This is a genomic window from Paenibacillus sp. 01L418 (assembly GCF_056400045.1).
Genome location: NZ_JBFTSN010000032.1, coordinates 1 through 25,162 on the forward strand (window position 1 = coordinate 1; position 25,162 = coordinate 25,162).

A 25,162-nucleotide genomic window follows, 5' to 3' on the forward strand; every position below is an offset into this window, starting at 1 on the left:
GAATCAATGATCCATTATGCACTGTATTTTCAGTGTCTGGCCTATGAAGTTTGTCAGCTCTTACTCTCATCGTGAAATTGTACAATCATTTTTCGGCATAGAAACGATGCTTCAAACCCAGATACGGCATCCAATTCGACGCGAATTTGATCGCCTTCATAGGCGAGACTCAGCTGCAAACAGATATTGCACTCCTCGGTTGGGCTCATTTTCTCATGCTGAATGTCTTCGAAATACAAAGCAATAGTTTGCTCCAGCCCGCCTGCGGATGTATGCCTGATCGTTACAGACAATTTTTTCTGATTGCCATGCAGTCCTGCATCTTCCATACGGACCTTCGTTATTTCATCGTAATGAAACGGGGGGAAGAAACCGAACTTATCAATAACATTTTGGGCTCCCTCTATAAAAGTGAGCGGTGAGAATAGGCGTTCAAACTTCCTTGTGTTCATTAGATTTGACTCATATTGGGGACTCGTATAAAGCAGGATGGAATCAGTACTGCAATCCACTACCGTTCCGATAAAAGCAGCCCAGTCAGGTTTACCTAAATCACCAACAGTCATTCGAACCTGATCCTGCGCACGTAGCTCTGCTGACAGATCCTTATTAACATATAGCCGATAGCCTTGCACCTGCACCTGCCAAGCAGTATTTGAGGCAAAGCAGATTTCTTCCCGTTCTACAGAGCGAACATTAACATTCCATTCCCATTCCTTCTTCATACGTCCACCTCCAAATGAGTGAAGTATCTACGACGATCTGATTCTTCTTGCTCCAAGATCATCACCAGCAGTTGATGCACCATTCCCACTCAAATACACCCTCTCATCATACAACCGTTGTACCAGGTGTCAACGCTATTTCCATTGAATGATTAAATGGACAACCGCTAGCGAAGGTCTTAGACACTTCGGTTGTTATAAACATTCAATCTAGTGTGGACATACAAAACAAAAAGCCGGGAAGCAACTCGCATGAGTTGACTACCGACTTTTTGTTGTCATATAAGCACTAGTATTTAGATACTGAATAATTGGTTAGAAATATAATAATAACTACAACGATTATAGTTCCGAAAGCAAGCTTCCATTTCAAGTTCTTCTTAAATTTCGGATTTGAAGAATCCTTAAACTCTTTTCTTAGCCTTATAAGCGATAGAATTACTGTTATAATACCCAAAGCCATCATTGAATATGGTACTATTAACTCTTTCATCTTATCACCGCATTCCTCTTATTGAGGTTCAATATTAAATACATAGACCCAAGTCATTCCAAAATAAATACCTGTGCTGTGGCTATTATTCGCATAAATCCGAGCAGATACTAATCCCCAGTATGCAGCGGCAATTCCAGGAGGTACTGCTGCAACTCCACCAAAAATGCCTGCTATAACCGCTGCACCTGCACTTATTGATGCTGCTCCTGCTAAGTCAGCAGCCAGTCCGTTTGCATTACAACTATCTAATAATCTACTGTATCCCCACCAATGATATTCTGTTGGCTTTGTTACTCCATCACATGAAGATTTATTAAGTTGGATATTTAAGTCTAGCTGATCTTTTATGTTGCTCTTAATAGTAAGGTCAGGAAAAGCAATAAGTTTATTTTCAGCTATTAGTTTATTCAACTCATTGAAATAATTTTGTTGGCCTTCTAATAACTCTTTTTGAATATTATCCCTCACAGCTAGAAGATAATCAAGTTCAAAAAATCCTTTTTTATTAACTGAGATATATTTTTCCAAACCCATAATGTCAGAAGTTGTGAATCCAATTTCCCGTTCAATAGAGATGCTTTCAACATCTTGGCCAAACACTGTTGGAACAGCAGAAAATAATAACATTAATGTAAGAATTATTATTGATATCTTTTTCACAAATATTACCCTCCATTTTTGGTTAATATTTACTATAAAAAACATACAAATCAATGAAATAAACCAAAAGAAAATAACCCTTTCTACAGCTAATTAAATTAAAAAACTATTGTCTTAACAAAAAGCTATATAGAATTTATGTTTATCCCCCCTTATAAACTTTCAATATCCTTTCCTTCATTTGAAATCTTCATCCCTTTCTCCCAATACAATCATTACACGTTTTTACATATTTTTCACCGAAAATATATTTAGTATATTCCGAAAAGCCGCATGCGGGACGCAAAAATGAGATTATCATTTACCATTTTTAAATCATATAACTAAAATTTTATTTATATAAAATTAAATATAGGAAAATAAATAAAGATTTATTATGTAAGTTGACTCCAATTAAATATTTTAAAAGTGGTTTATGATATTAAGTATTATCTCGGATCATAAAAAATACATCGCCCAAGGTATACAGCCTACATTGTAATGTAAACCCAATTCACATACTGTTATGCGACTACTTTCGGCACTTGCTTCACACCTATAGCAACCTGATTGCTATGTTCTGAACTCAAATCACTCCAGCTACTTATCCCCCCACCAACTGGACTGACTCCGAGGATATACAAACGCCCTTATGAAACGACCTCCCTTGACTACTTTTAGGGGCCAATCATGAGCAATAAGCCCGTAGACGAGGGGCTGATGGAATAATACGTTCAGACTAGCGACGATCTTAGGCACATCGAGTCGTATACAGACCATAATCGAGAGTTAAGAGCTTGCTTTCAACACGTTGTCCGTTCTGTCTTCATCAGTATTTTTTTCTGCTGACCATTGTAGACTGTCATTTTTGTTGGTATACTATTGAAAAATAATTCCATTTTGAGTAATTCAAGGGCTATGCTTTTCTGGCAATGCTAGAGACAACCCCGCTACCTGTAGCGGGGTTATTTTGTTTTCCAAATGAAATGGAGGATGTACAATGACTGGAAACGAAGAAACGAGAATGATTTTAACGAAAGAGGATTTAATTACACAATTTAAAAACTGCGGATTAATGGAAGGGCAAACCATATTCGTACATACTTCATTAAAAAGCTTGGGATTTGTTGTAGGCGGGGCTGAAACATTGATTAGGTCACTTCTTGAAATCGTAGGAGAAGAAGGAACATTGATGATGCCTTCTCAGACATGGAAAAACCTTGATCCCTCTACTGGAGTTCATTGGAATGAACCGAAGGAATGGTGGCCTATTATTCGTGAGAATTGGCCTGCATATGATAAAGAAATAACACCTGCCATCGGTATGGGTGTCGTGGCTGAAATGTTTAGACAGTGGCCAGGGGCAAAAAGGTCTGATCACCCGGCAAGGTCGATAGCAGCAGTAGGGAAACACGCGGAATATATAACAGAAAAACATGATTTAAGTAATATTTTTGGCAGCGGTTCCCCTGTAGATAAATTGTATAAATTAAATGGACATGTACTATTAATTGGTGTTGGMTATGAAAAAAATACATCTCTGCATTTAGCGGAAACGAGAGCGAATTTTTCTTCCAAAAGATTTGCAGATGAGAGCAGTGCAATCATGATTGATGACAAGAGAACGTGGGTTACTTATTCTACTCAAGCAGTCGACGACGAAGATTTTAGTAGATTAGGAAACGAATATGATCAACAAAAAAATATAAAAATTCATAAAGTAGGAAATGCTGATGTGCGATTTATGGAAGTAAGACCCCTGATCGACTGGACCGTTCCTTGGATGGAGAAGAATAGAGCGTGACGGCTCGCCCCCACTAATCACTCTAGCTACAAAAAGGTACCCCTACACTAAACATTCTTTTAAAAATGTCCACTGTATGGGTACCCTTTTATAAATGCCAGCTGAGCTTCTAGGGATATGCTTTCAGGGTTATGAATCAAAATAAAATAAGCCCAAATCAGCTTTTTTAATTCTTCGCATCAATCAAGGTAAACCAGTTGGGATCTCCATTATATGTTCCATTAACCTGATATACAGGCCGATAAATGTCTTTTGAATCATACATATAGGTTAGTTCTATTCCTTTTATTTCTAGATGGTCACCCTTTTTTATTTCAAGCTGATCCTTTGTTAATAATGCATTTCTTTGCAGCTGTTGAAATTCCCCATCCTCTATGCGTTTATATACTTCGGCTGGAGATAATAGATCCATCGTCCGCACAAATTGATTGTGCTTAATTCCGCTATTGATCGCGTAAATGCTGCCATCCTCTTTTAGGCCAATGGAGAAATCGCCTGTCCAGTAATCCTCGTTCATTCCAGGGATCTGCGATAGCGACCATGCATACTCACCGTCATCTACTCCTCGTAATTCAGCCTTCTCGGTAGGCAAGCCCAAATCATCCGCAATCGTTTTCGCCTTCTCTAACATAGAATTCGGATTAATTAGCGAGTCTTGCGCTGGGACGTAATCATTTTCAGTTAACGACCAGTTTCCCTCTTTGGATTGAAATAACGTGTAGTGTATTCCGCTATTGCTCGTTAACACACTTTCACGATCACTTCCCCACTTCTTGACGCTTAGCTCGGTCAATGCTAGTTTTTGCCGCAGCGGAGCTGCGATTTCATCATTATTTACGACTCTTTTGTATACCGCTGCAGCATTTGGTTCTGGGCTTAACGTGAGTGAAGCGCTAAGCTCAACGCCTTTCATATTCCATTTGTGATATGAATTAATGGCTAGTTGACCAAACTCCTGCTGATTGTAGACGATACTCATTGCACAAAACATCAAACCGATTGCTATGGGGATGGACAGATTGCCCAGCAGGCTCTTGATCTTAAGTTTTTTGTGCTCAATGATAGAAGCAGCAAGCCTGTATAACTGGTAGCCCATAATGCCGCCGAGTGTATTGTTAATAAGATCATCAACCTCAAATAGACCTGCGCCAGTAAGCGTCTGATACGTTTCGATAGCTAATGTTGCACATACAACAACAAGAAGAAGCGGTTTGAACGCTCTAAACTTGTAACTCAAACATGGCAGCAAAATCCCCAATGGCACAAACATTAAAATATTAAAAATGCCGTTTTGAAACTCTCTTAGCGAGTATTTTTGCCATGCTTCAATGTAGCCACCGAAAGGATATAAGTTCATTTCCAAGAAATGTGACGTACCTCGGCCGATAACGGTCAACTGGAGAACAAAAACAATATAACCGATGAAAAGCGCACCGAGAATAAGCTTGCTCATAGGCAGCCAGGGCTCTTCCTCTCGCCTTCTTTTGCGATAATAAAATGTATAATAACCTGCAATAAGAAGCAGCTCGATTCCAACTACAATGACCACTGGCAATCCCAGAAAGCGTAAGTAATTGAACATATCTGTAATGCTCACATTATTCCTCCTCATACCGAACACAAAATCGTACTGTCTTACTCTTGTGGTTTTTCATTATAACACGGCAATTTAAATCGTCTTTTTCTATTTCCTTAAAAAACCTTTAATAATATTTAAGGTTTATAATTTAAAAGATCTGTCCTCGACAGGGCTTTATTGAAAAATATAGCGATGAGCTTTCGAACGCAAAAATACATCGCCCAAGGAAAATACCTTATAGTTTAGTTTTGCAGGTGAAAATGAAGTAAATAAATGCAAACCTAGTAGGCTACCGATTACAAATTCCCCCTTCGATCAGCACATTGTTTGCGTTTGGGCCGAAGTATCTCCCGAGTACTTTCAAAGGCCGAGTAATCTTGGAGCATAAAAAAACATCACCCAAGGCACGCGGCCTACATGGTGATGTGTACAAATCATTCATACTTTTTTAGACTCTCAACAGCATTAACACTTCGTTTGAAAATTCGCTTTTCCTTCCAAGGTTGCTTGCAAAAATTTTTTCGACTTTTTTAATCGCTTCTGAATATCTTCAATTTCTTTAATTTTTTGTTCAACTACTTTTTTCTTTACCTCATATGATAAATTAAGTTCTTGATTTACTAGTAAACTCAACTCTTCTACCGAAAATCCTACGGATAAAAGTGCCTTTACATCTTCTAGAAATTCAACAATTTCCTCAGTATAAATACGGTAATTATTTGCATCTCTTTTAACAAATGTGTCCGGTATTAGGTTTTTACGTTCGTAGAATCTCAAGGTTGATATAGGCAGATCCGTTAATTTTGAAACATCATTTATTTTCATCTTATGGCCTCGCTTTATTCATTTGCTATAAACCTTGGTTTATAGTTCATAATGCAATTATGATAACGAACGACATACACAATGTCAAAAAGTCTTATGTTATCAAAAGGAGAGATTCTATGTTTAACCACATTCAAAATAACAATTTCACCAGTATAGTTACAGGAAGACGTTCTGTGCGTAATTATGATGAGAACATTAAAATATCAAAAGAAGAGATAAGTGAAATGATTTCGGAAGCCAGTCTGGCTCCGTCCTCTGCTAATATGCAGCCTTGGCGTGTAATTGTGGTTGATACTCCGGAAGGAAAAGAGAAACTAAGACCCCTTGTACGTTTCAATACATTACAAAACGATACTTCATCTGCCATGTTATTAATTTTTGGTGATACCCAAAGCTATTTATATGTTGAAGAAATTTATAATACTGCCGTGGAACAAGGTAAAATGCCAGCTGAAGTACGGGATAGTCAACTCGCAACCATTCTATCGATGTATCCAACTCTACCAAAGGAAATGAAAGTAGAAGTTGCAAAGGTCGATAGCAGCCTCTTTGCCATGCAGTTAATGTTAGTAGCTCGTGCACATGGGTATGATACGAATCCAATGGCAGGATTTGAAGTTGACCAAGTAGCTAGAGCATTTGATTTAGATGAAGAGCGCTTTGTTCCGGTCATGATTATTTCAATAGGAAAAGCAAAGGAAGCAGGACATGAATCCGTTCGATTAAGTTCTGACAAGATTACATTTTGGAGATAATCATTATTCAAAATAAAACTTAAAATAAGCAAAATCGCTTATAAACAGGAAGCAATAGTTAAGGGTTCACCTTAACATCTATAAAGCAAAATGAAGGACACCCTGATTGGGTGTCCTTCATTGTAGCGACAAAAACTAAACACGACATTTCTATTAAGCAAATCTCCCAATCAGGCTGTCTTAATACAGCAAACCCCACTGGAAATTAAGCCATCCCGAATACGGTTTACCACTTCATCACTCCCATGAATTGGCACAAGAAAACATATTCTCATAGACTAGTTCGTACTAGTAAAAAGCACTAGATCCATGTATCGGCTGCTATTAAGTCGGGCTCCATATCGCCAGTGTTTATAACGCTTTTAGGCTCCACCAGCATGATATGGCATTCCTTTTCGGCGGAAGGCTTCATCTCTATTCCCCTAGGGACAATAAACATTTCACCCTTGGAAATTATCACTTGACCATCACGAAAATCAAGGATCATCTCCCCTTCAAGTGCGATAAATACCTTATCGGTATCTTCATGAACGTGCCATTCATAATCCCCAGCAATCTTAATAAGCTTAAATTGATAGTCATTCATTTCACCAATGACTTTCAGAGACCAATAGTCATTGAATTTAGTTAGCTTATCATTCAGATTAATAGCTTGATAATGGATATTAACCCCTCCCTTTTTCAAATTTCCAATATACCCTTATAGTGAACAGACACTCGGATGTAATAAAGCGCTTATTTCCGTTTCCATTATTATAGTAAAGTCATATTTTGATTTGAATGGATGCTTATTGAAACTAGAATGGATTATTAATGAACTTTTCTCGATATCCAGTAGGAGCAATACCAAATTGCTTTTTGAACACTCTACTAAAATAAAAGGGGTCAGCAAATCCAACAGTTTCTGCAATTTGTTGTACAGGTGCATCACTTGTAAAAAGCATTTCTTGCGCCATGTTTATACGATATTGTAATAAATATTGTGCAGGCCCCATACCTGCATGCCTTCTAAACACGTAAGAAAGTCGATTGCGATTAACGTTATTCTGTTCTGCAAGCGATGCTATTGTAAGGCTTTGATAATAGTATTCTTGAATATAATTAGATACCCGTTCGAATAAAGTATGTGATTCACAGCTATTTTGCCTATTATCAACACATAATAAGGCTTCATTCAGCACATCGCGAAACAGCATCTCGGTCTGAAACTTTGATATGCCTCCACGCTGATTATAAACACGCCAAAGACGCATAATTAATTCAATTAGACGAGGGGACTGCCCTGTTAATAATTCAAAATGCTGATGCGAAAAGCTTGACTCTTCTAGTTCCGAGTTACATATCCGGTATAAAACTAAGATATATTCCCAGTCCGTTTCACCAAACACTTTTTGGCCTAGTTTCATTTTTGCAGCCCCATGTACAACTTTTCCTGGCGAAAAGATATAAGGCGTGTCATTAAATTGAAATTGTATTTTTCCTGTAAGAGGAAACACAAATCCAGGAAAAGAATCTGTATAGTCAGCGTGAGGCACGCCTGGGTTTCTCGCATATCGATATACTCCTTGTACTTGAAAAGGAGTGTGTGCCAGATGTTCTGCTAACCGATCAACGTCGATTTTCACTATGCTTACCTCATTTCAATGGTAATTGACCGTTAATCCTGACTGATCGTTGTATATCCAGTGTCCGTTGGAATATAGAAAGGTGAGCATGAGGGCTCTCATCTATTTCCACGTTATTGATAACAATTATCATCACCAATCTGCCGTTAGTCAAATTGCTGCTGACAGCCTAAGTAACCAGACATCATATTCTCTACTAAGAGTTTATAGTTTATGAGCATGTACTCTGTTAAGAGCATTTCATGAGCATATTCCAATTTTTTCGTTGGCTTTGTATTGATTCCAAGCACAAAAAAATACATAGCCTGAGCATTAAGCCCACATGGCCATGTATTTAAATCATTCATACTGTTATGCCTCTCAGCAATTACTCGTCGCTGGCTAGGCGCGCATATGTCAAAAAAGACACCCCAACAGTGCCTTTTCCTCCTTCTATTCGTATGCAAAGCCAACACTTGAAAGGCGATGCATATWCGCTGTATTAAGAATTAGTTCGTGGTTGAGGTTAGTTCCTTGTTCGACGTCCGGCCAAGCAGATTTAGAAATTCCCGCATAAATCCAGGGAGATCAGGCCATGCGTGACCCGATACTAAATTTCCGTCTACATGCAGTGTCTCGCTTGCATATTCTGCGCCGAGTGATTCGACTTCTAGCTTGCACGCATTGTATGCCGTTAACGTTCTGCCTTTGAAGTAGGAACGATCGGGCAGTGCCAAGAATACCTGAGCACCGTGACAAATCGCGCCTACAGGCTTGTCTGCATCCAGAAAGTGCTGGACAATTCGCGGAAGATCTTGATCGTTGCGGATGAACTCGGGAGCGCGTCCGCCTGGGATGATCAAGGCATCGTAGTCAGCAGGCTCCACGTCCGCAAAGGCTATATCAGACGGCAGCAGATGAGCTGGCTTCTCCGAATAAGTATCCCATCCCTCGATGAAGTCGTGGCATACCGTATTCAATGTCTTCTTTCTCGGCGAAGCGATCACAGCCTCGTAGCCCTCTTCCTTCAACCGATAGAATGGATAATAAACCTCCAGAACCTCTGCACCGTCGCCCGTTAGAATAAGCACGCGTTTGGACATTTTACCCTCTCCCAACTGTAAATTTATGTAACACCTTTTTCTATTATGGGGATAATCTGCAAGCGCCGTCAATGGTCCTTAAGAACGGGAGGAAGATGTCAAATTACGCAAAAACACGTCGTACCAGCAGGTAAGCTGCAGATACGACGTGTTTTTAATAGTTGAAACCTAATAGGATGAGTTAAGGCTTCACTACAGATACGAGAAACTCGTTTTTACCGGAAATAAGTGTAACTTCTGAAGACAAATCCAAATCCTTCACATAGACGGATTCACCGATATTCATACCGCTGATATCATATTCTATCACCGACGGCAAATGCCTTGGCAATGCTTCTACCTCAATAAACTCGGACTGAAGTTGTACAATCCCGCCCTGCTTCAATCCGATTGGCTTGCCTATGAATTTTACCGGAATCTTTGTGCATACGATTTCGTTATTCTGCACTTGCTGGAAATCAACATGAATCAAGTCACGCGTTACCGGATCTCGCTGGAGATCCTCAAGCAATACGGACACCGAATCTTTCCCGTCAAGCTGTATATCGATAAAACCAGATGCACCTTGCTTCAACCACTTATGAAATTCTATCGTTGAAATATGAACCATCTTATTTTCTACATTCCTACCAAACACAATACCAGGCAGACGACCTGATTTACGTAGATTACGAAGCCCTGATGTATTCAAATGTGTACGTTTCTCTGCTTGCATAAATGTTGTCATGCTTAACTCTCTCCTCTTTATTAAAAGATCTTTGCGCTCGTTCCTTAGTCGCTGAATCTTCCCCGATTGGGGATAAAGAGCGAAACATAGCATCACCACCTCCATGTTCTGCCGATTACGGCACAATACATTTAATGTAAAACCTCCGTAAATATACAGGAAGGCACCCCACTTCGGAAAGTGGAATGCCTATCTGTAAACCACACCATATCATACAAACGTCACGTTGTCTAATCAGGACGCTAGGCAATTACGGGCAAAGGTTCCGGTATCTTTGTGTATTTAGAATGAATAAGAGCGTACACTAGGCTTCTGAAAATAATTCATTTCATCATTCGAAATCCATTGGTTGACCTCGTGTTGAGTTCACGATATAAAAATACATCGCCGCAGCTTACGAGCTGCATGGCGATGGGGTTGTTAGAGAAACTAATCCAATCACTCCAGCTGTCGTATAACATTCGGGAGATACATCGAGGTTACGCTCCGATAATGCCAGTCCGAGACATCATTGTCATTATTTCGCCAAGTCCATTGGAACAGCGAGGCGGATGTAAGGAGATCTCCAACTTAGGAAATGTTCTCCTTTAAAACGTTACCTCGCTCCTGTATATGTGTGTATTATTTAGCCTTCATGAAATTATACACAGTGCCTCGTTCAAGGGATGCTAGACGGACCTCACCGTATCTCTTCCAATGATAGCTGCTGTGAAAATGATCAAAATGCACGCCACCAAATGGTATTTCACTCTTCATCGTAAACCCGGAGGCTTCTATATCTTGGATTACTTCCTTTAACACTCTTTCAAACAAGGACGGCTTATAATCACTGAGATCTTTAAACGCGAGGAATGAAAGAATACCACCCTGCTTCAAACATCGAACTACAGTTTCGAGCATTTCACTCCTTGGCGAATGGTGAATGACGTCGTACATCATTAGGAAGTCAATCTGGTTTTGCACTTCATCTGGTAAGCCTTGATGATTCGTATTCATCAATTCAACATTCTTTACACCCGCTTCGTCTAGTCGTCTCTCGGCATGCTTAATGATCTTCTTCAACTTCTCTATAGCGATTACGCTTCCATTTGTTCCAGCGGCAATCGCTGCCGGTATCGTATAGTGTACATACCCACACCCAATATCCATAACGGTCATTCCTGCCTCAAGCCCAGATTGACTTAAGAGCTTAACGGCTTCCGTCCTTTCCCACTGGCAAACTTCTTCGTAAGCGTTCAGATCAAGCACACCCTTCTAGTTACTTATTACATACACTCGGAATTGATCGCAAAAGCGCAATGGCTTCTCTTCTTTCCCAAATGTGTTCATCATGCTCATCCACTCTACCGATCACTATAACTCGCCTTCTTTTTTACAGGTATGTAGATGTCTATTTGACTATCGATATGCGCTTGGCAACGCTCATCATACAGCTCAAATTGCGGACCTTCGGTGATTTCATATTCGGATTGATGCAACCACACCTTAAATATATAATCCCAAGACTTGCTGATTGATGAGACAAAAACATCACGCGGAACTTGTGGCGTTGTAAAAATGGCGTATGTGGCGGAAGAAAATGTTTTGTAAACACTTCCGATCGGAGCATTATCGAAACTTGTGACCTCCATTCCCAAAAGATACTTGAAGCTCCCGTCCTCCTTCCAATTATGACATATCCCCAAATCGATCCATCTTGCAGGATCAATCCAGTTAGGAATTGTACTGGGCCAGTCATTACTAAGATACTTGTTCCAAAACTCAGGGATGGTTGTATTACTTTTTGATGTATCCAACTCATAACCAATAACTCTGAACTCGGGTTTTAATTTCATAGTAGGCTGCATCACTATATCTCCTTTGAATTCCATTGCCGTCATTTGATGCTCCCCCAATCTTTCCAGTATTTTTAAATGATCATACGTCTTTTTTACTCTGCATTCGCTGGGACTTAATCCAAAATTTCTCTTAAACGCTCTTGTGTACGCCTCGGGAGATTGATACTGAAGCTTAAAAGCAATATCAATAATGCTCTCATCCGTGTTCGCCAGCCAATTCACCGATAGGGACAACCGCCTCTTTCTGACATACTCCATGACGGCAATACCAGTAAGATAATGGAAAACTCTATGAAAGTGATAAGGAGAAAAGGAGAGTCTGGAAGAAATGAGTTCTAAGGAAATCTGTTCACACAGATTTTCTTCAATGAAATCGATGGTATCCCGAATATAAGTGTAATATCCCATAAATCACCTCTTGTTAAGAGTAATAGACTACTGTGGAGTTGTCCTGATTTTTCTTGCTAAATTCCTACTATTCACGATAATACCGAATCCACAAGAAAGCATCCCTAGTAGAGACGGTCTTAATGCTTTTGTTATTCACTTCGACTATGATAACAACCAACGTAAGTAGTGAAATTAAAAATAAACGTCACTCACGATAATATTGTTGATTTTTTGTTGAATTCATATTTTATATCTTTATTGAGTTGATTGGGTTAATGCGTCAAAATTAACTTATCAAAATAATGTTAGAAGTGATGTATAGGAGAGCATATGAGCGACACGCCCGGGTAATGGATTCCTGTAAGTATTTTCAAGGGGTACTCGTTGACTTCGTGTTGACTTCTGAGATCCCGAGCACAACACAAAGAAGTACATCGCCACATGAACGATGTACTTCGAATCTCACACTATTATTTCGATTAAGCCTTCTCTTCGTCACCCGTCGCTACCGGATTCTCCTCATAGCTAATCCAATCACTCCAACTTCCCGCATACAAGCGCACTTTCGTGAAGCCTGCTTCCTGCAGCGCAATGACGTTTGGCGTGGCTGTGACGCCTGATCCGCAATACACGATCAGCTCGCCGTTCTTGTCCAGATCATGGAACCGATCGGATTGAGCGGCGACATCCTTCCAACCGCCGGATTCCGTTAGACCCTCTTGCCAGAAACGATTAATCGCGCCTTGAATGTGGCCTGCGACGCGGTCGATCGGCTCGACCTCTCCGCGGTAGCGTGGAGCTTCGCGCGAGTCGATAAGCGTTACTCCCTCGCTGCCAAGCAGCTCCCTAACCTCATCCATTTCAACTAGCATATTGTGCTGCACCGTTGCAAGGTATGTCGCAGGTTGCACGACTTTGTTTTCGGTTGATACAGGCAACCCTTCATTGGCCCAAGCCGAGAAGCCGTTGTCCAGTACATAAACCTGCTCATGCCCCATATACTTCAGCAGCCACCACAGTCGGGAAGCCATCGCTCCGCCTTGATCGTCATAAGCAACCACAATTGAATCGTTGCTTATGCCCGTCCTGCCGAACGTCACTGTCATTGCAAAAATATCGGGAAGCGGATGGCGTCCGCCATATTCCTCGACCTCACCGGATAGATCCTTCTCCAGATCCATATAAACAGCCCCCGGAATATGGGACTCCTCGTACGCTCTGAGCCCCGCATCGGGATCGTCCAAACGAAAACGGCAATCCGCGATGACGAGTTTCGGCTCACCGAGTTTCTCTTTTAGCCATTCCAACGACACGATGTTATTCATTTTGACTCGCCTCTTTCGTTCATTTATGTAATCCATTATGGAACCTTTAGCCTTAGATCGCTCTATTAGCCTTCATATCTATAGTATATGGTGTGATTCCAATCTTCAATGGAGCTCTTCTGCCAATTATATAACAAAGACCGGGAGTCTCTCCACTTAGGAGGCTCCCGGTCTGCTATTCCAAATTCTAGATCACATCGTTATAATCGTGATTGTTTTCATCGTACCGCACCCGATCTTACATGGATGCAGCCGACAGTTGTTATTATTTAATCATCTGAAATACTTGCTCGACATCTTTGTCTCCGCGTCCGGAAAGGTTAATGATCAAGATCTGTTCTTGATCCATCGTTGGCGCCAGCTTCTTGGCATAGGCAACCGCGTGCGCGCTCTCCAAGGCAGGGATAATTCCTTCCGTACGAGAAAGTTCTTGGAATGCTTCCAGCACTTCCTCATTGGTAACCGTCGCATATTCGGCGCGTCCAGTCACCTTCAAATGGCTATGCTCCGGCCCGATACCCGGATAATCGAGCCCCGCGGCGATTGAATACGTCTTCCGCGGCTCTCCTTCCTCGTCCAGCAGTACCAAGCATTTGAAGCCGTGAATCATACCCGGAACGCCTTCCGTTAAAGTCGGTGCTTGATCGGGTTCAACGCCGATTAAGCGAACGCTCGGCTCGTCGATGTAATGAGCGAATGCGCCAATCGCATTGCTGCCGCCGCCCGCACAGGCTACTACCGCATCAGGCAAACGACCTTCCTTCTCCAAAATCTGCTGCTTCGACTCTTCACTGATGACCGCTTGAAAATGCTTGACCATCGTCGGAAACGGATGTGGACCAACCGCAGAACCGAGCAAGTAAAACGTATTTTTATAATTGCGAACCAGATCGCCCAATGCTTCGTCCACAGCGTCCTTCAGTCGACCCTGACCCTTATCAACCGGCACAACAGTAGCACCGAGCAGTTCCATCCGGAACACGTTGAGCGCCTGGCGGCGCATATCTTCAGCTCCCATATAGATGACGCATTCCATATTAAACATTGCGCAAGCCGTAGCTGTCGCAACTCCATGTTGACCAGCACCAGTCTCGGCGATAATCCGCTTGGCACCCATTCGCTTGGCGAGCAGAATCTGGCCAATGGCGTTGTTGATCTTATGCGCACCAGTATGGTTCAGATCTTCGCGCTTTAAGTAGATCTTGGGTCCTCCCCACGATTTGGACAGCCTCTCCGCATACGTGAGCGGGCTCTTGCGGCCAACATATTCACGCAGGTAATAGCTGAGCTCTTCCTGAAAGTCCGGATCTTCACTGAACTTGTAAAATTGCTCGCTCAAATAGTTTAGCACTTCCTGCAATTCCGGTGGAACGAAGCTTCCTCCGAATTCCCCGAAGTACCCCTCTTGCTGCAACTGTTGGTCCATAAGTAAGCGCCTCCATAAATTAAAATGGTAATCTATCAGAACTATATTACCATAATTTTCTGTAATATTTTATATACGTGTATTGTCAGCCGGTAGAATAATAACACTCTAGCTTGCAGTCATGCTCTGAAAATGACATCCAATCGTAAACTTGTCCTTAACCTATTACAGCCCTCTTCGCTAAAGCACGATACTGAGCTTATCCCTAATCAAAGCAACAAGCTTTTCCGCTTGTACGTCTGATAAGGCACCCGATGCGAGCTGACGAGCGGCGACTGGAACGTACCAAGGGAATATTTCATCTTCTGTCACGCCAGACAGCTTGCAATATTCATCGACGAATATACGGTATGCAGTCTCCCGCGAGGATTCAAAGAATGCGTTAACGTCAGGCGGCGTTTCTGGGGGCAACACAGCATACAGGATCGTCACGCATACTTCCGCGATATCCGCCGCCGGGTTGCCGATTACGGTATGCATCCAATCGATCATAACTGGTATACCTTCTCGCAAAATGAGATTATTGACGTTCGTGTCGCCGTGGCATAGCATTCGTTTATTAGGCAACTGATCCACATAAGCATGGAGGGCAGTTATTTCGTCTTCCGTCAGCAAGGAGGGTCTACCGATGATTACCTTCAAATGCTCCTTTTGCTCAGTAACAATCCCGCTGATGTCTCCATTATGAATGTTATACAGGACGCGAGCAAATTTCCTTAAATCGCTGTCTACATCGTCAAAATCAATTTCATGAAAAGCATGCAGTTGTTCAAAAAAACGATTCACGAATGTCGATCCGACTACTTTCTCGAAAACGATACCAAGGCGGTTATCCCACACGATTTGCTCGAACGGGCGCGCTGCCGGTAGTCCGCTGGACCAAGCAGCAGAACTGTTCCGATATTCGAGTTGAACAGCTTCCAATGGCGTGCCAGCATGAAACAACTTTACTACTTTTCCCTCTTCGCCCCACTCATGCACCTCACAACTGGAGCCAATGCCTATGCATTTGCCTAGCATAATAAATCGTTGCCCCCTTTATCTAATCTAATTTTGTAAAATAATTGAAACTAAACCTATTATTCGTTATAATACCACGCTTCCATTAACCTGAAAATATAAAAATAGAGACGATAGTATTCCATTCATTGCTGAGCATATTGACTACTTAAAAAGGGAATCTGCCTACCAAAATGCCATAGAGTTTTGCAGCTAGTTGAAAGCGAACAAATTTAGGAGGATAAAATATGTACTATATTCGTACTCAACACGAAGCTTAATCAAAGTATTTTCAGATACTCTCCGCCACTGGAATGCAATATATTATTTACATTTTGCAATGGACAAATTACAATATTTTCTAACCAATAACTAGAGACGGTCCCTCGTATGCTTGTTAACAACGATCGTGGACTGAGGGCGCGCTTCAGACGGTTGCAGCAAGACTTAACAAATGTCATTGGAGCGACTCGCCAGACAGAAGGGTTATCGAGAAAGGAGACTACTCCCCTTCGATTACGTTCGCTCTCAAATTTGCCGTAACTTACAAGGTTCCCGTTTAGGAAGTGTTTTATTTAAAGGAGGAGGAGAAGTAAGCTGTTGTCATGGATTATGCATTAGCCATTTATTTCGATTATATTGCTTCTCGAAGTGTCTGGTCTGAGTGGCAGCAATGGGTCACGCTCAAAGCTTATCCAAACTCATCCTCTGCTGGATGGCGGTCAGCTTTGCTTTATAGAGTACGGTGATGACGGTAAGTGCAGTATATGGTTTTGCTTATATGAAATGGATTTAAACCTATTAGGTGACAGATCAGCACAAATATTATCCAAAACTAATCGAATTTCTACCGAGGGGAGATCAAATTCCTATGAATATAGCCGCCAAGCTGATCCAAAAATTCAAAGACCGCGATACCCAGCATCAACTGCAAGTCTATCAGGACAAAGTGGAGCTCATTAGGAAACGGAATTTGGAAGCATGGGACGATGGGCAGCTTCAAGCGGAATCCCTCCTGCTAAGAGAGAAAGCAAAATCGGGTACGCCTTTGGATGAGCTGCTTATCGATGCTTATGCGTTAGTCTGTGAGACAGCGAAAAGAACACTCGGATTACAGCCTTACGATGTTCAGATCATCGCTGCCATCGCTCTTCACAAGAGTTTTTTGATTGAGCAGCATACCGGTGAAGGAAAAACACTCTCTGCTGTTATGCCTGCTTATCTAAATGCGCTGACCGGCGAAGGCGTTCATGTGCTGACTTTTAACGATTATTTGGCAAATCGAGATGCGGAGTGGATGGGCCCAATCTATCGTTTCCTAGGGCTAACTATAAACTCGGTTCAAGCGGGCATGAACCTGTCCGAGAAACGTGAAGCGTACGCGGCGGATATAACCTATGTTACAGCCAAGGAGGCGGGATTCGATTATTTGCGAGACACGATCGCACTGGGCGAAGCCGATACCGTACATCGTCCTTTTCACTACGTCATCGTCGACGAAGCGGATTCACTGCTTCTCGACGAAGCGCGGGTGCCGCTAGTCATCGCCGGCGAGTCGGGCTCTTCCAGCAACGACGGCATTCGTTTCGCAGAAGTAGCTCGGCACCTCGAGCAAGTAGAGCATTACGACTTCGACGAGTTCGAACGGAACGTATATTTAAATGAAGCAGGCTCTGCGAAAGCGGAGTCGCTGCTCGGATGCGGCAATTTGTACGATAGCCATAATAGTCATTTGTTAACGTCATTAAATTGCGCGCTGCATGTGGAATTGTTATTGAAAAAAGACGTCGATTATATCGTCCGGAACGGTAAAATCGAGCTGATCGACGAATATACCGGCCGCGTGGCGGAGAACAGGCATTTGCCGGACGGGCTGCAAGCTGCACTTGCGGCCAAAGAAGGGATGCAGTCGATATCCGGCGGGGAAATTCTCGGGACGATCACCCTTCAACACTTCCTTAGCCTATATCCGAAGATTTGCGGAATGACGGCTACCGCTTACGCCTCCGCAATGGAATTCGAAGATATTTATGCGCTGCATGTCGTACAAATTATGCCGAACCGGCCAAACATACGGATCGACCATCCCTACCGGATTTATACTCATAAAGAAGCCAAACTCAAGGCACTTGTAAAAGAAATCATATCCGTCCATGCGACGAGTCGTCCGATTCTCATTGGTACATCAAGCGTCGAGGAGTCTGACATGCTGGCGGAGGCGCTAGCGGTTGCCGGTGTACCTTGCCATGTTCTGAATGCGAAAAACGACGCCAAAGAAGCCGAGATCATAGCCAAAGCAGGAGAAATCGGGGCCGTGACGGTGTCTACGAATATGGCAGGGCGGGGCGTCGACATTCGGCTCGGCGGAGGCAACCCCATGCAAGCAGAAGCTGTCGCCAAGCTAGGTGGGTTGTACGTGATTGGCACACATGTGAACGAAAGCGTGCGGATCGACGACCAACTGCGCGGGCGTTCTGGCCGCCAAGGCGACCCGGGAGCTTCCGTAATTTTCGTAAGCTTGGAGGACGAGTTGCTGCTTCAGTTCGGCATCGATAAAGCGTTTCGCAATCTGAGGCAGGATGAGGCTCTCGAAAAGCCGGGGCTCCGCAGCAAAATCGCGCATATTCAGCGCGTTGCTATGGGGCAAAACTTTCATATCCGCCAGGAACTGAACTGTTATTCGGATATGGTGGAGGATCAGAGGCGGATTCTATACGAGGAGAGGCTCGAAATTTTGAAAGGCGAGAAGCCGATGAGCCCTTCGGAGCAGCGGGTAAGACTTTTTTATATCGACGAGTGCTGGGCTGACCATCTGGCATACGTTTCTTACATTCGCGAAGGCATCCACTTGGAGAGCCTTGCTAGCCGCAATCCGATCGACGAATTTCATGTGCAAATCGCCCAAGCCTACGAGCAAATTCCGGCTAAAATAAATAGTGAGTCGGAGAATATGCTTGTAAGACTCGAAGGTTCGAATGATCCTGCGAAGTGGGAAATGTTTGGTCTGAAGAGCCCTACTTCCACTCGGACTTATATTATCAACGATCAATACATCCAGAACAAGCGCAGTTCATGGACTCCAATGACAATAATGGCTTATTATATTCGCAAGCTTTTGAGGCCGGTATTTGGGTGGTCAAAAATTTGATATAGCGTAGCTTATTCAAAGGTGATTGCGTTGCCGCCCACTCACGATTACAACACTTGCTTAATTTTAATGAAGCTATTTGCTTGCTACCTTGCCCGCTTGGATTTTTAATAATAAATCAGAATAGTAAACCGATCATTGACGCCATCCCTTTGGCGTCAATGGCGGTCGAATTCTTGCTCCGCACGAAAAGTGGCGTCTGTTCGTGAAAGGACGGTAGCAAAAGCGACAAGCGTTCAACAACCTCCTAACCCGACTGCTAAACTTTGGCTGACTCCGAACCTTCTGCAACTACCCACTTCTCGCTTTGTTTGCAACCTATTGAACGGAAAGCCCAAAGAGGGCCGCAACAGGTCACCAACCGGTAACCTGTCACAGCCCCCATCCTGCTTATTGATTAAGCAATTATTTTGTTATTTTAACGGACTCATGTTTACGGAATCGTCGAGATGATGACTCGGCTCACGTTAGCTCCGCCCATGCCGCCGCTCACCCGAATAACGTTGCTGTTGCCTGTATTCAAATCGATGATGCGGCTGGCCCGACCGGTGTAGGTACTCCAGCCTCCCGTGCCAGGCAAAGTAAGCGAATTGCCGTTCCCCGACGGGTCGCCGCTGGCGTTCACTTTAAAGGTTGTTTGGGCGTCCGCTGAAGCATAAACCACGGTCAAAAGCTTCTGGCCGCCCATACCACCGCCAACCCCAGTCAGCTCGAAGTAGGAGCCCGGGATATGCATATTTTCAATGCTTCCACCCGACTTCGTCGCCCCTCCCCCTACGGACACGTTAGTTCCGCTCATTGGATATTCCGCTTCCTGCGTCGTTTGCGGGATCAAGGATACGATGACGCGCGATACGTTAACTCCTCCCATACCGCCGCTTAGCCGGATTTGATTGTTCGTGCCCGAATTCAAATCAATTAGACGGTTCGTTCGGCCGGTGTAATTGCCCCACCCTCCCGTGCCAGGCAGAGAAAGAAAATAACCGTCTCCGGCCGTGTCGCCGCTCGCATCTACCTTAAAGGCTGACCCACTGTCCCCGGAAGAATAGAGTACGGTTAGAAGCGCCTTTCCGCCTGCGCCGCCATTGATTCCATTCAACTGAATGTAGGAGCCTTGAGTATGCATATTTTCAACATTTGCACCGGATCGAGTCGCCCCTCCTCCTATGGATACGTTGCTCATATTCATGGCATACTCCGTTTTCTGTGTATATGCGTCAAAGCTTTCGTTAATCAAATCGTAGTACTTGACCTCGGTAGCGGTGGAGCGCGGTCCAACAGCCGGTACACCTTCGGACGTCTGTATGACCTTTTGGATTGTCCCGTCGGAATTGAAATACAACCGATCCACGGCGACGGAACGAAGCGTACCGTTCGAGGAAATTTTCGCATTATGATAAAACATATACCAGTTCCCCTTGTATTCCACAACGGACCCATGCGAAGTTTCACTGCCGAATACCGGATCCAGTATGACGCCGCGGTTGGTCCATGGTCCAAGAGGATTGCTGCTGGTTGCATACCGCATCCGGTTCGCGCCAGGATTATTATCGGAGTACATTAAATAATAAACGCTTCCCCGCTTAAACACCCAAGTAGCCTCGTGGAAATCCTCCAGCTCGGTGAACTGCTTGACGGGACCATCTATCGACACCATGTCGCCACCAAGCTTCATCCCGTAGCTGGTACCTCCTCCCCCGGCATACAGGTAATAGGTTCCGTTGTCGTCGCGGAATACGTTAGGATCGATCAAATTGCTGCCAGGAAGCCCCTGTATATACCCTTGAACCTCGAAATCCTCTGCAGGCTTGTCGCTTGTTGCCACGCCGATCTTCCAAGAGCTATTCCAATTCGTGTCGCTAGGATGCGGAAAATAGAAGTAGTAGGTTCCGTTCTTGTATGCGGCATCCGGAGCCCACATAAAGCCCCCTTCCGGCCGTCCCCACTGCACATCTTCCGCGCTCAGGATCTCTCCTTCGTCCACCCAGTCGACCATATTGTCCGACGAGAAGACGTGATATTTATCCATCAAATCGCTTCCTCTGGAAGGAAAGATATCGTGTGACGCGTACACGTAAATACGTCCGTCATTCCACACTCGAGCAGAAGGGTCGGCGGTGAAAATACTAGTGAAAATGGGATTTCCAGAACTGATGATTGGATCCGCTGCTGATGTAGAGGAATTGAAACCGATAAGGACGGACAGCAGCATCGTTGCTGACAAAAACAAACTTAAAAACCTTTTACGCATAATTGTTACCTCCCATTTCTTAGGTTCGGCTTATACCATTAGCTTGCTTGGCAACCAGACAGCGAAGAGGATTCCAACATCACCCCTAAGTATTCATAATGGAAGAACTGTAAATATAAGGACTACTACTAGCTTACCGTATGAGTAACCTAGTATGTAGTGAGACATTTTTAAACTTTTCCAGTCATTCTTAGCCTTTTGGAACCGTTTTCATGAAAATCGATGAGTGCTGTATCCCCCAAACAAACAGATTCCCCTCTACAGAACTCCAATCACTCCAGCTTCCTGAATATGTAATAACGTCTGATTATCATGACGCCTATGTTACACTAGGGTGATAGAGGGGGAGTCATAATTGAATAAACAAAAAATCGTGATTATTGGCGCAGGGATTGTCGGGGCGTCCATGGCCTATCATCTGGCTAAACGAAATCAAGATGTAACCGTAATAGAACGACACCCCGCCGCGGCGGGTGAAGTCACTGAAAAATCTTTTGCCTGGATACATACGACGCATAGGGTGGCTCCCGAATACTGGCATTTGTACGATGCAGCTTTAGAAGAATATCATACGCTTCAGCAAGAGGTGCCCGAACTGAACATTCATTGGAATGGAGCGCTGACTTGGGGCACTCCGCCCCTAAGGGAGCAACTCCACTTTCAAAAATTAAACCGAGAGCAGCTTGAGGCATTGGAGCCGAATCTGAAGGAATATCCGGATGAAGCAATCTTTGTTAGCGAAGAAGGTGCGCTGGACCCTATAGGGGTAACGAAGCTGCTGCTCAGCAAAGCGCGGGAGTACGGAGCAAAGATCCATTTCGGAACCAACGTTACACAGCTGCAGCAAGAAGATTCCCGCTTAGTCGGCATCCATACGTCCAAGGGTTTTCTGGAGTCGGATGTCGTGGTAATGGCCGCAGGTACAGCCATACCCGAACTTTGCGACCCCTTAGGTTGTCACGTGCCGGTAACGTCGTCGCCTTCCATTCTGATTCAGATGAAAACTACGAATAAACTGATACGCACATTAATCTCAAATGCACAATTTGAAGCGCGTCAACTGACAGATCATATACTGCTGGCTGCGGAAGATTATATCGACGAGTCGGAGGAAAACGGACCCGAGGCGGTCGGTAAGCGAGCGTTCGACACGCTGCGTCGCAGTCTGAAGGACGGAAATCAACTGGAACTGGAAAGCATAAAGGTCGGGATGAGACCCATGCCTGCAGACGGCTATCCGATCGTGGGCTTCCACGATCACATAATGGGACTTTATCTGACGGTGATGCATTCTGCGATTACGCTGGCGCCGTTGATTGCGCATCTGGCCGCAAGTGAAATAATCGATCGGGAATCTAGAAGTGAATTAGACCCCTGTCGACTCTCCCGATTTTAGGACTACTCGAGGGATATTCCCGTTGCTTCTCGCGCGTGAGGTGAGGGCCAGAACGTAGAATACAAAGCTTCCCAAATTCAACAATACCGTTTTGTAATCATTCACCCCATTCGTTGACTTCACGTTGAATTTTGATACTCCTGAGCACAACGCAAAAGAGTACATCGCCACATGAGCGATGTACTCCAAATTACATACTGTATATCTGCTTAAGCCTTCTACTCTTCCCCAGTCGCAATAGAATTCTCACTGTAAGAAATCTATCTGCCTAGCTCATCTGCCAGCTGTTGGCCGGCCTGATTTTGATGTCTATGACGACAACCTTTGCATCCTCTTCGACAAATTCATGCGCATGCATAGCGCCCGTGCCTTGAACCGCTCATGTAATAATGGCTACTCTTTCTACTAATTTTCCCATTTTGGAGCTTGCCACTTTGGTCATGCTAATCACTGCATGTTTAGAGCTATTATTGAGCTGTATATCCACCATCAACGGTTAAGCTATTTCCAGTCATAAATGATGAGTCATCGCATGTCATGAAAAGTACGGCTTTTGCCATTTCTTCCGCTTTACCGAGGCGCTTCATCGGAGTGAGTCCGGCTAATACTTGTTTACTTTCTTCGGGAATAATGGGTGTGTCAATGAAACCTGGGCATAATGAGTTAATGCGGATATTTTGTTCCGCATATTCAAGAGCAAGAGAGCGAGTCAAATTAATCACGCCGCCTTTTGCCGCATTATAGGCTGCCGAGCCGGGCGAACCAACCCAGCCGTACATAGACGCCGTATTTACTATCGTACCTCCGCCCATTTTTAACATTTCGCGGATGGCTTCACGTGCTACCAGGAAGACGCCATCCAAGTCGACATTTACTGTGTTGCGCCACTCGGAGTACTCCAAATCATGCGAAGGATGAACGCGCCCAATCCCTGCATTGTTGAATACAACATCCACTTTGCCGAAGGCTTCAACGGTTTGTTTGAAGATATTGGCGACTTCTTCTTCACTTGTAATATTTGCTTTAACAAATAGTGCTTCAGCATTAAGCGCCTTTAACTCGTTCTCGAACGCCTTTCCTTTTTCTTCATTTAAATCAACAAGAACCACTTTGGCTCCTTCTAAAACGAATAAACGTGCTGTAGCTGCACCGATTCCGGATGCTCCCCCAGTAATCACAGCTACCTTGTTTTGTAGTTTGCCCATCGATGAATCCTCCAGTACAATATTTTTAATAGTACTATTTGCGTTTTTATTAATTAACATTCATTAATAAATATTTGTACTATTTTGTTCGCAYCTTAATTGTACTTTTTTGTTCACATTTAACAATCATTAAAGTATTAATATATGTCTAACTAGTAGACACTTACATCAAAATCGTCTTTTTGCGAGGAGATATTTTCATGAGTGATGAACAAAACGTGACATCTGAGCGAAGAAATCGAACAGAAGAACATCTAAAATCAGCCTTTATAAAACTAATAAAAGAGAAGGGTTACCATCTCGTTTCTGTAAAGGACATTGTAGATACAGCCTCCTATAACCGTAGTACTTTCTATGTACATTACCAAGATAAAATTAAATTAGCTGAAGATTTACTTACTTCTATGTTTCAAGGGTTGGAAGATTCCGTAGGAAAACCATATGTTCCTGGACACAAAGTATACACAGAAAGACTCAACGCACCGTCCTTTAATATCGTTTCCTACATTTATCAACACCGGGATTTTTTTGAGCTGATAAAATACGATGATACTTTACCAGGATTGCACACGGGATTCCCTCAAACCATTCTAAAGATCTATAAGGAACAATTTATTTTTGAAACGATTAATAACATCCCCGTCAACATGGATTATTTTAAGCGTTATACAGCCTATGGCTTTTACGGACTCATTCTGAATTGGATCAAGACTGATTTCAAGGAATCTCGGGAGGGATTTATCCAGGAAGTGATTGATTTAACGAAAACGCATATTTATTCGGTTAAGTATGTAGGAAAATAATCAAAAGGCACCCGACTTGGTGCCTTTGATACGGTTCACTGCACTATCTGTAATGGCAAGTTTTAAGGCCATCCTTTTGCGGGATGGCCCTTTCTTTGATCTCGATATGTTTTATCGTGGT

At 43.3% G+C, this 25,162-nt stretch carries 21 protein-coding genes; 5 read left to right on the top strand and 16 right to left on the bottom strand.

What is annotated here, in order from left to right; all coding sequences use genetic code 11:
* Positions 1 to 53: 53 nt before the first annotated feature.
* Both AC1DSE_RS07105 and AC1DSE_RS07110 read right to left on the bottom strand, forming a co-directional pair.
* Positions 54 to 725: a hypothetical protein gene (locus AC1DSE_RS07105; RefSeq protein ID WP_477510179.1), complete on the bottom strand. Its 672-nt coding sequence runs from the start codon at positions 723 to 725 to the stop codon at positions 54 to 56.
* Positions 726 to 1,236: 511 nt separating this feature from the next.
* The gene (locus AC1DSE_RS07110) at positions 1,237 to 1,881 is read right to left on the bottom strand and encodes a hypothetical protein (protein ID WP_477510178.1); all 645 of its coding nucleotides are present in this window, start codon (positions 1,879 to 1,881) and stop codon (positions 1,237 to 1,239) included.
* A 979-nt stretch (positions 1,882 to 2,860) separates the two neighbouring features.
* Here AC1DSE_RS07110 and AC1DSE_RS07115 point away from each other — a divergent pair.
* Positions 2,861 to 3,664, top strand: a complete 804-nt coding sequence (locus AC1DSE_RS07115; protein WP_477510177.1) for an AAC(3) family N-acetyltransferase — start codon at positions 2,861 to 2,863, stop codon at positions 3,662 to 3,664.
* Between the two features lie 166 nt (positions 3,665 to 3,830).
* Here AC1DSE_RS07115 and AC1DSE_RS07120 read toward each other — a convergent pair whose 3' ends face one another.
* Entirely contained in the window at positions 3,831 to 5,261 is a 1,431-nt protein-coding gene (locus AC1DSE_RS07120) for a VanZ family protein (RefSeq protein WP_477510176.1), read from the bottom strand.
* 447 nt (positions 5,262 to 5,708) lie between these two features.
* Entirely contained in the window at positions 5,709 to 6,068 is a 360-nt protein-coding gene (locus AC1DSE_RS07125) for a MerR family transcriptional regulator (RefSeq protein ID WP_477510175.1), read from the bottom strand.
* Between the two features lie 119 nt (positions 6,069 to 6,187).
* Between AC1DSE_RS07125 and AC1DSE_RS07130 the strand changes: the two genes are divergently transcribed.
* Complete coding sequence (locus tag AC1DSE_RS07130; RefSeq protein ID WP_441878004.1) at positions 6,188 to 6,826, top strand: nitroreductase family protein; 639 nt, start codon at positions 6,188 to 6,190, stop codon at positions 6,824 to 6,826.
* A gap of 301 nt (positions 6,827 to 7,127) precedes the next feature.
* Here the strand turns inward: AC1DSE_RS07130 and AC1DSE_RS07135 are convergent, their stop codons facing one another.
* From AC1DSE_RS07135 to AC1DSE_RS07180, 10 genes are all read right to left on the bottom strand, one after another.
* Entirely contained in the window at positions 7,128 to 7,490 is a 363-nt protein-coding gene (locus tag AC1DSE_RS07135) for a cupin domain-containing protein (RefSeq protein ID WP_441878039.1), read from the bottom strand.
* A gap of 133 nt (positions 7,491 to 7,623) precedes the next feature.
* Positions 7,624 to 8,451, bottom strand: coding sequence for a helix-turn-helix transcriptional regulator (locus AC1DSE_RS07140; RefSeq protein ID WP_477510174.1), 828 nt, complete (start codon positions 8,449 to 8,451; stop codon positions 7,624 to 7,626).
* 146 nt (positions 8,452 to 8,597) lie between these two features.
* Positions 8,598 to 8,798 carry a hypothetical protein gene (locus AC1DSE_RS07145; protein WP_477510173.1) on the bottom strand — a complete coding sequence of 67 codons (201 nt, stop codon included), beginning with the start codon at positions 8,796 to 8,798 and terminating at the stop codon, positions 8,598 to 8,600.
* A 141-nt stretch (positions 8,799 to 8,939) separates the two neighbouring features.
* A complete protein-coding gene (locus AC1DSE_RS07150; RefSeq protein WP_339206579.1) occupies positions 8,940 to 9,533 on the bottom strand; it encodes a DJ-1/PfpI family protein in 594 nt (197 codons plus the stop codon).
* A 181-nt stretch (positions 9,534 to 9,714) separates the two neighbouring features.
* Positions 9,715 to 10,260, bottom strand: coding sequence for a 50S ribosomal protein L25 (locus AC1DSE_RS07155; protein ID WP_076268662.1), 546 nt, complete (start codon positions 10,258 to 10,260; stop codon positions 9,715 to 9,717).
* A 621-nt stretch (positions 10,261 to 10,881) separates the two neighbouring features.
* The gene (locus AC1DSE_RS07160) at positions 10,882 to 11,508 is read right to left on the bottom strand and encodes a class I SAM-dependent methyltransferase (RefSeq protein ID WP_441877999.1); all 627 of its coding nucleotides are present in this window, start codon (positions 11,506 to 11,508) and stop codon (positions 10,882 to 10,884) included.
* A gap of 95 nt (positions 11,509 to 11,603) precedes the next feature.
* Complete coding sequence (locus AC1DSE_RS07165; protein ID WP_441877997.1) at positions 11,604 to 12,506, bottom strand: AraC family transcriptional regulator; 903 nt, start codon at positions 12,504 to 12,506, stop codon at positions 11,604 to 11,606.
* A 461-nt stretch (positions 12,507 to 12,967) separates the two neighbouring features.
* On the bottom strand, positions 12,968 to 13,813 hold the full coding sequence (locus AC1DSE_RS07170; RefSeq protein ID WP_477510172.1) for a sulfurtransferase: 846 nt from the start codon (positions 13,811 to 13,813) through the stop codon (positions 12,968 to 12,970).
* Positions 13,814 to 14,078: 265 nt separating this feature from the next.
* On the bottom strand, positions 14,079 to 15,239 hold the full coding sequence (gene trpB, locus AC1DSE_RS07175; RefSeq protein WP_441877993.1) for a tryptophan synthase subunit beta: 1,161 nt from the start codon (positions 15,237 to 15,239) through the stop codon (positions 14,079 to 14,081).
* A gap of 180 nt (positions 15,240 to 15,419) precedes the next feature.
* Positions 15,420 to 16,259 (bottom strand): aminoglycoside phosphotransferase family protein, encoded by an 840-nt coding sequence (locus tag AC1DSE_RS07180; RefSeq protein ID WP_441877991.1) that lies wholly within the window; start codon positions 16,257 to 16,259, stop codon positions 15,420 to 15,422.
* 850 nt (positions 16,260 to 17,109) lie between these two features.
* Here AC1DSE_RS07180 and AC1DSE_RS07185 point away from each other — a divergent pair.
* Positions 17,110 to 19,386, top strand: a complete 2,277-nt coding sequence (locus AC1DSE_RS07185) for a preprotein translocase subunit SecA (protein WP_477510171.1) — start codon at positions 17,110 to 17,112, stop codon at positions 19,384 to 19,386.
* Between the two features lie 433 nt (positions 19,387 to 19,819).
* Here AC1DSE_RS07185 and AC1DSE_RS07190 read toward each other — a convergent pair whose 3' ends face one another.
* Positions 19,820 to 21,637 carry a family 43 glycosylhydrolase gene (locus AC1DSE_RS07190; RefSeq protein ID WP_477510170.1) on the bottom strand — a complete coding sequence of 606 codons (1,818 nt, stop codon included), beginning with the start codon at positions 21,635 to 21,637 and terminating at the stop codon, positions 19,820 to 19,822.
* A gap of 355 nt (positions 21,638 to 21,992) precedes the next feature.
* On the opposite strand from AC1DSE_RS07190, the gene AC1DSE_RS07195 reads away from it, so the two are divergent.
* Positions 21,993 to 23,033 carry an NAD(P)/FAD-dependent oxidoreductase gene (locus AC1DSE_RS07195; protein ID WP_477510169.1) on the top strand — a complete coding sequence of 347 codons (1,041 nt, stop codon included), beginning with the start codon at positions 21,993 to 21,995 and terminating at the stop codon, positions 23,031 to 23,033.
* 467 nt (positions 23,034 to 23,500) lie between these two features.
* Here AC1DSE_RS07195 and AC1DSE_RS07200 read toward each other — a convergent pair whose 3' ends face one another.
* On the bottom strand, positions 23,501 to 24,238 hold the full coding sequence (locus AC1DSE_RS07200; RefSeq protein ID WP_477510168.1) for an SDR family NAD(P)-dependent oxidoreductase: 738 nt from the start codon (positions 24,236 to 24,238) through the stop codon (positions 23,501 to 23,503).
* Between the two features lie 200 nt (positions 24,239 to 24,438).
* On the opposite strand from AC1DSE_RS07200, the gene AC1DSE_RS07205 reads away from it, so the two are divergent.
* On the top strand, positions 24,439 to 25,041 hold the full coding sequence (locus AC1DSE_RS07205) for a TetR/AcrR family transcriptional regulator (protein ID WP_339206568.1): 603 nt from the start codon (positions 24,439 to 24,441) through the stop codon (positions 25,039 to 25,041).
* Positions 25,042 to 25,162: the final 121 nt, after the last annotated feature.

What these genes read in the sequence shown, in the direction of transcription:
- AC1DSE_RS07185 (WP_477510171.1), top strand. Translation starts at nt 17,110, where the DNA reads ATGAATATAGCCGCCAAGCTGATCCAAAAATTCAAAGACCGCGATACC.
- AC1DSE_RS07200 (WP_477510168.1), bottom strand. Translation starts at nt 24,238, where the DNA reads ATGGGCAAACTACAAAACAAGGTAGCTGTGATTACTGGGGGAGCATCC.
- AC1DSE_RS07170 (WP_477510172.1), bottom strand. Translation starts at nt 13,813, where the DNA reads ATGAATAACATCGTGTCGTTGGAATGGCTAAAAGAGAAACTCGGTGAG.
- AC1DSE_RS07180 (WP_441877991.1), bottom strand. Translation starts at nt 16,259, where the DNA reads ATGCTAGGCAAATGCATAGGCATTGGCTCCAGTTGTGAGGTGCATGAG.
- AC1DSE_RS07105 (WP_477510179.1), bottom strand. Translation starts at nt 725, where the DNA reads ATGAAGAAGGAATGGGAATGGAATGTTAATGTTCGCTCTGTAGAACGG.
- AC1DSE_RS07165 (WP_441877997.1), bottom strand. Translation starts at nt 12,506, where the DNA reads ATGGGATATTACACTTATATTCGGGATACCATCGATTTCATTGAAGAA.
- AC1DSE_RS07190 (WP_477510170.1), bottom strand. Translation starts at nt 21,637, where the DNA reads ATGCGTAAAAGGTTTTTAAGTTTGTTTTTGTCAGCAACGATGCTGCTG.
- AC1DSE_RS07145 (WP_477510173.1), bottom strand. Translation starts at nt 8,798, where the DNA reads ATGAATGATTTAAATACATGGCCATGTGGGCTTAATGCTCAGGCTATG.
- trpB (WP_441877993.1), bottom strand. Translation starts at nt 15,239, where the DNA reads ATGGACCAACAGTTGCAGCAAGAGGGGTACTTCGGGGAATTCGGAGGA.
- AC1DSE_RS07150 (WP_339206579.1), bottom strand. Translation starts at nt 9,533, where the DNA reads ATGTCCAAACGCGTGCTTATTCTAACGGGCGACGGTGCAGAGGTTCTG.
- AC1DSE_RS07130 (WP_441878004.1), top strand. Translation starts at nt 6,188, where the DNA reads ATGTTTAACCACATTCAAAATAACAATTTCACCAGTATAGTTACAGGA.
- AC1DSE_RS07125 (WP_477510175.1), bottom strand. Translation starts at nt 6,068, where the DNA reads ATGAAAATAAATGATGTTTCAAAATTAACGGATCTGCCTATATCAACC.
- AC1DSE_RS07205 (WP_339206568.1), top strand. Translation starts at nt 24,439, where the DNA reads ATGAGTGATGAACAAAACGTGACATCTGAGCGAAGAAATCGAACAGAA.
- AC1DSE_RS07155 (WP_076268662.1), bottom strand. Translation starts at nt 10,260, where the DNA reads ATGACAACATTTATGCAAGCAGAGAAACGTACACATTTGAATACATCA.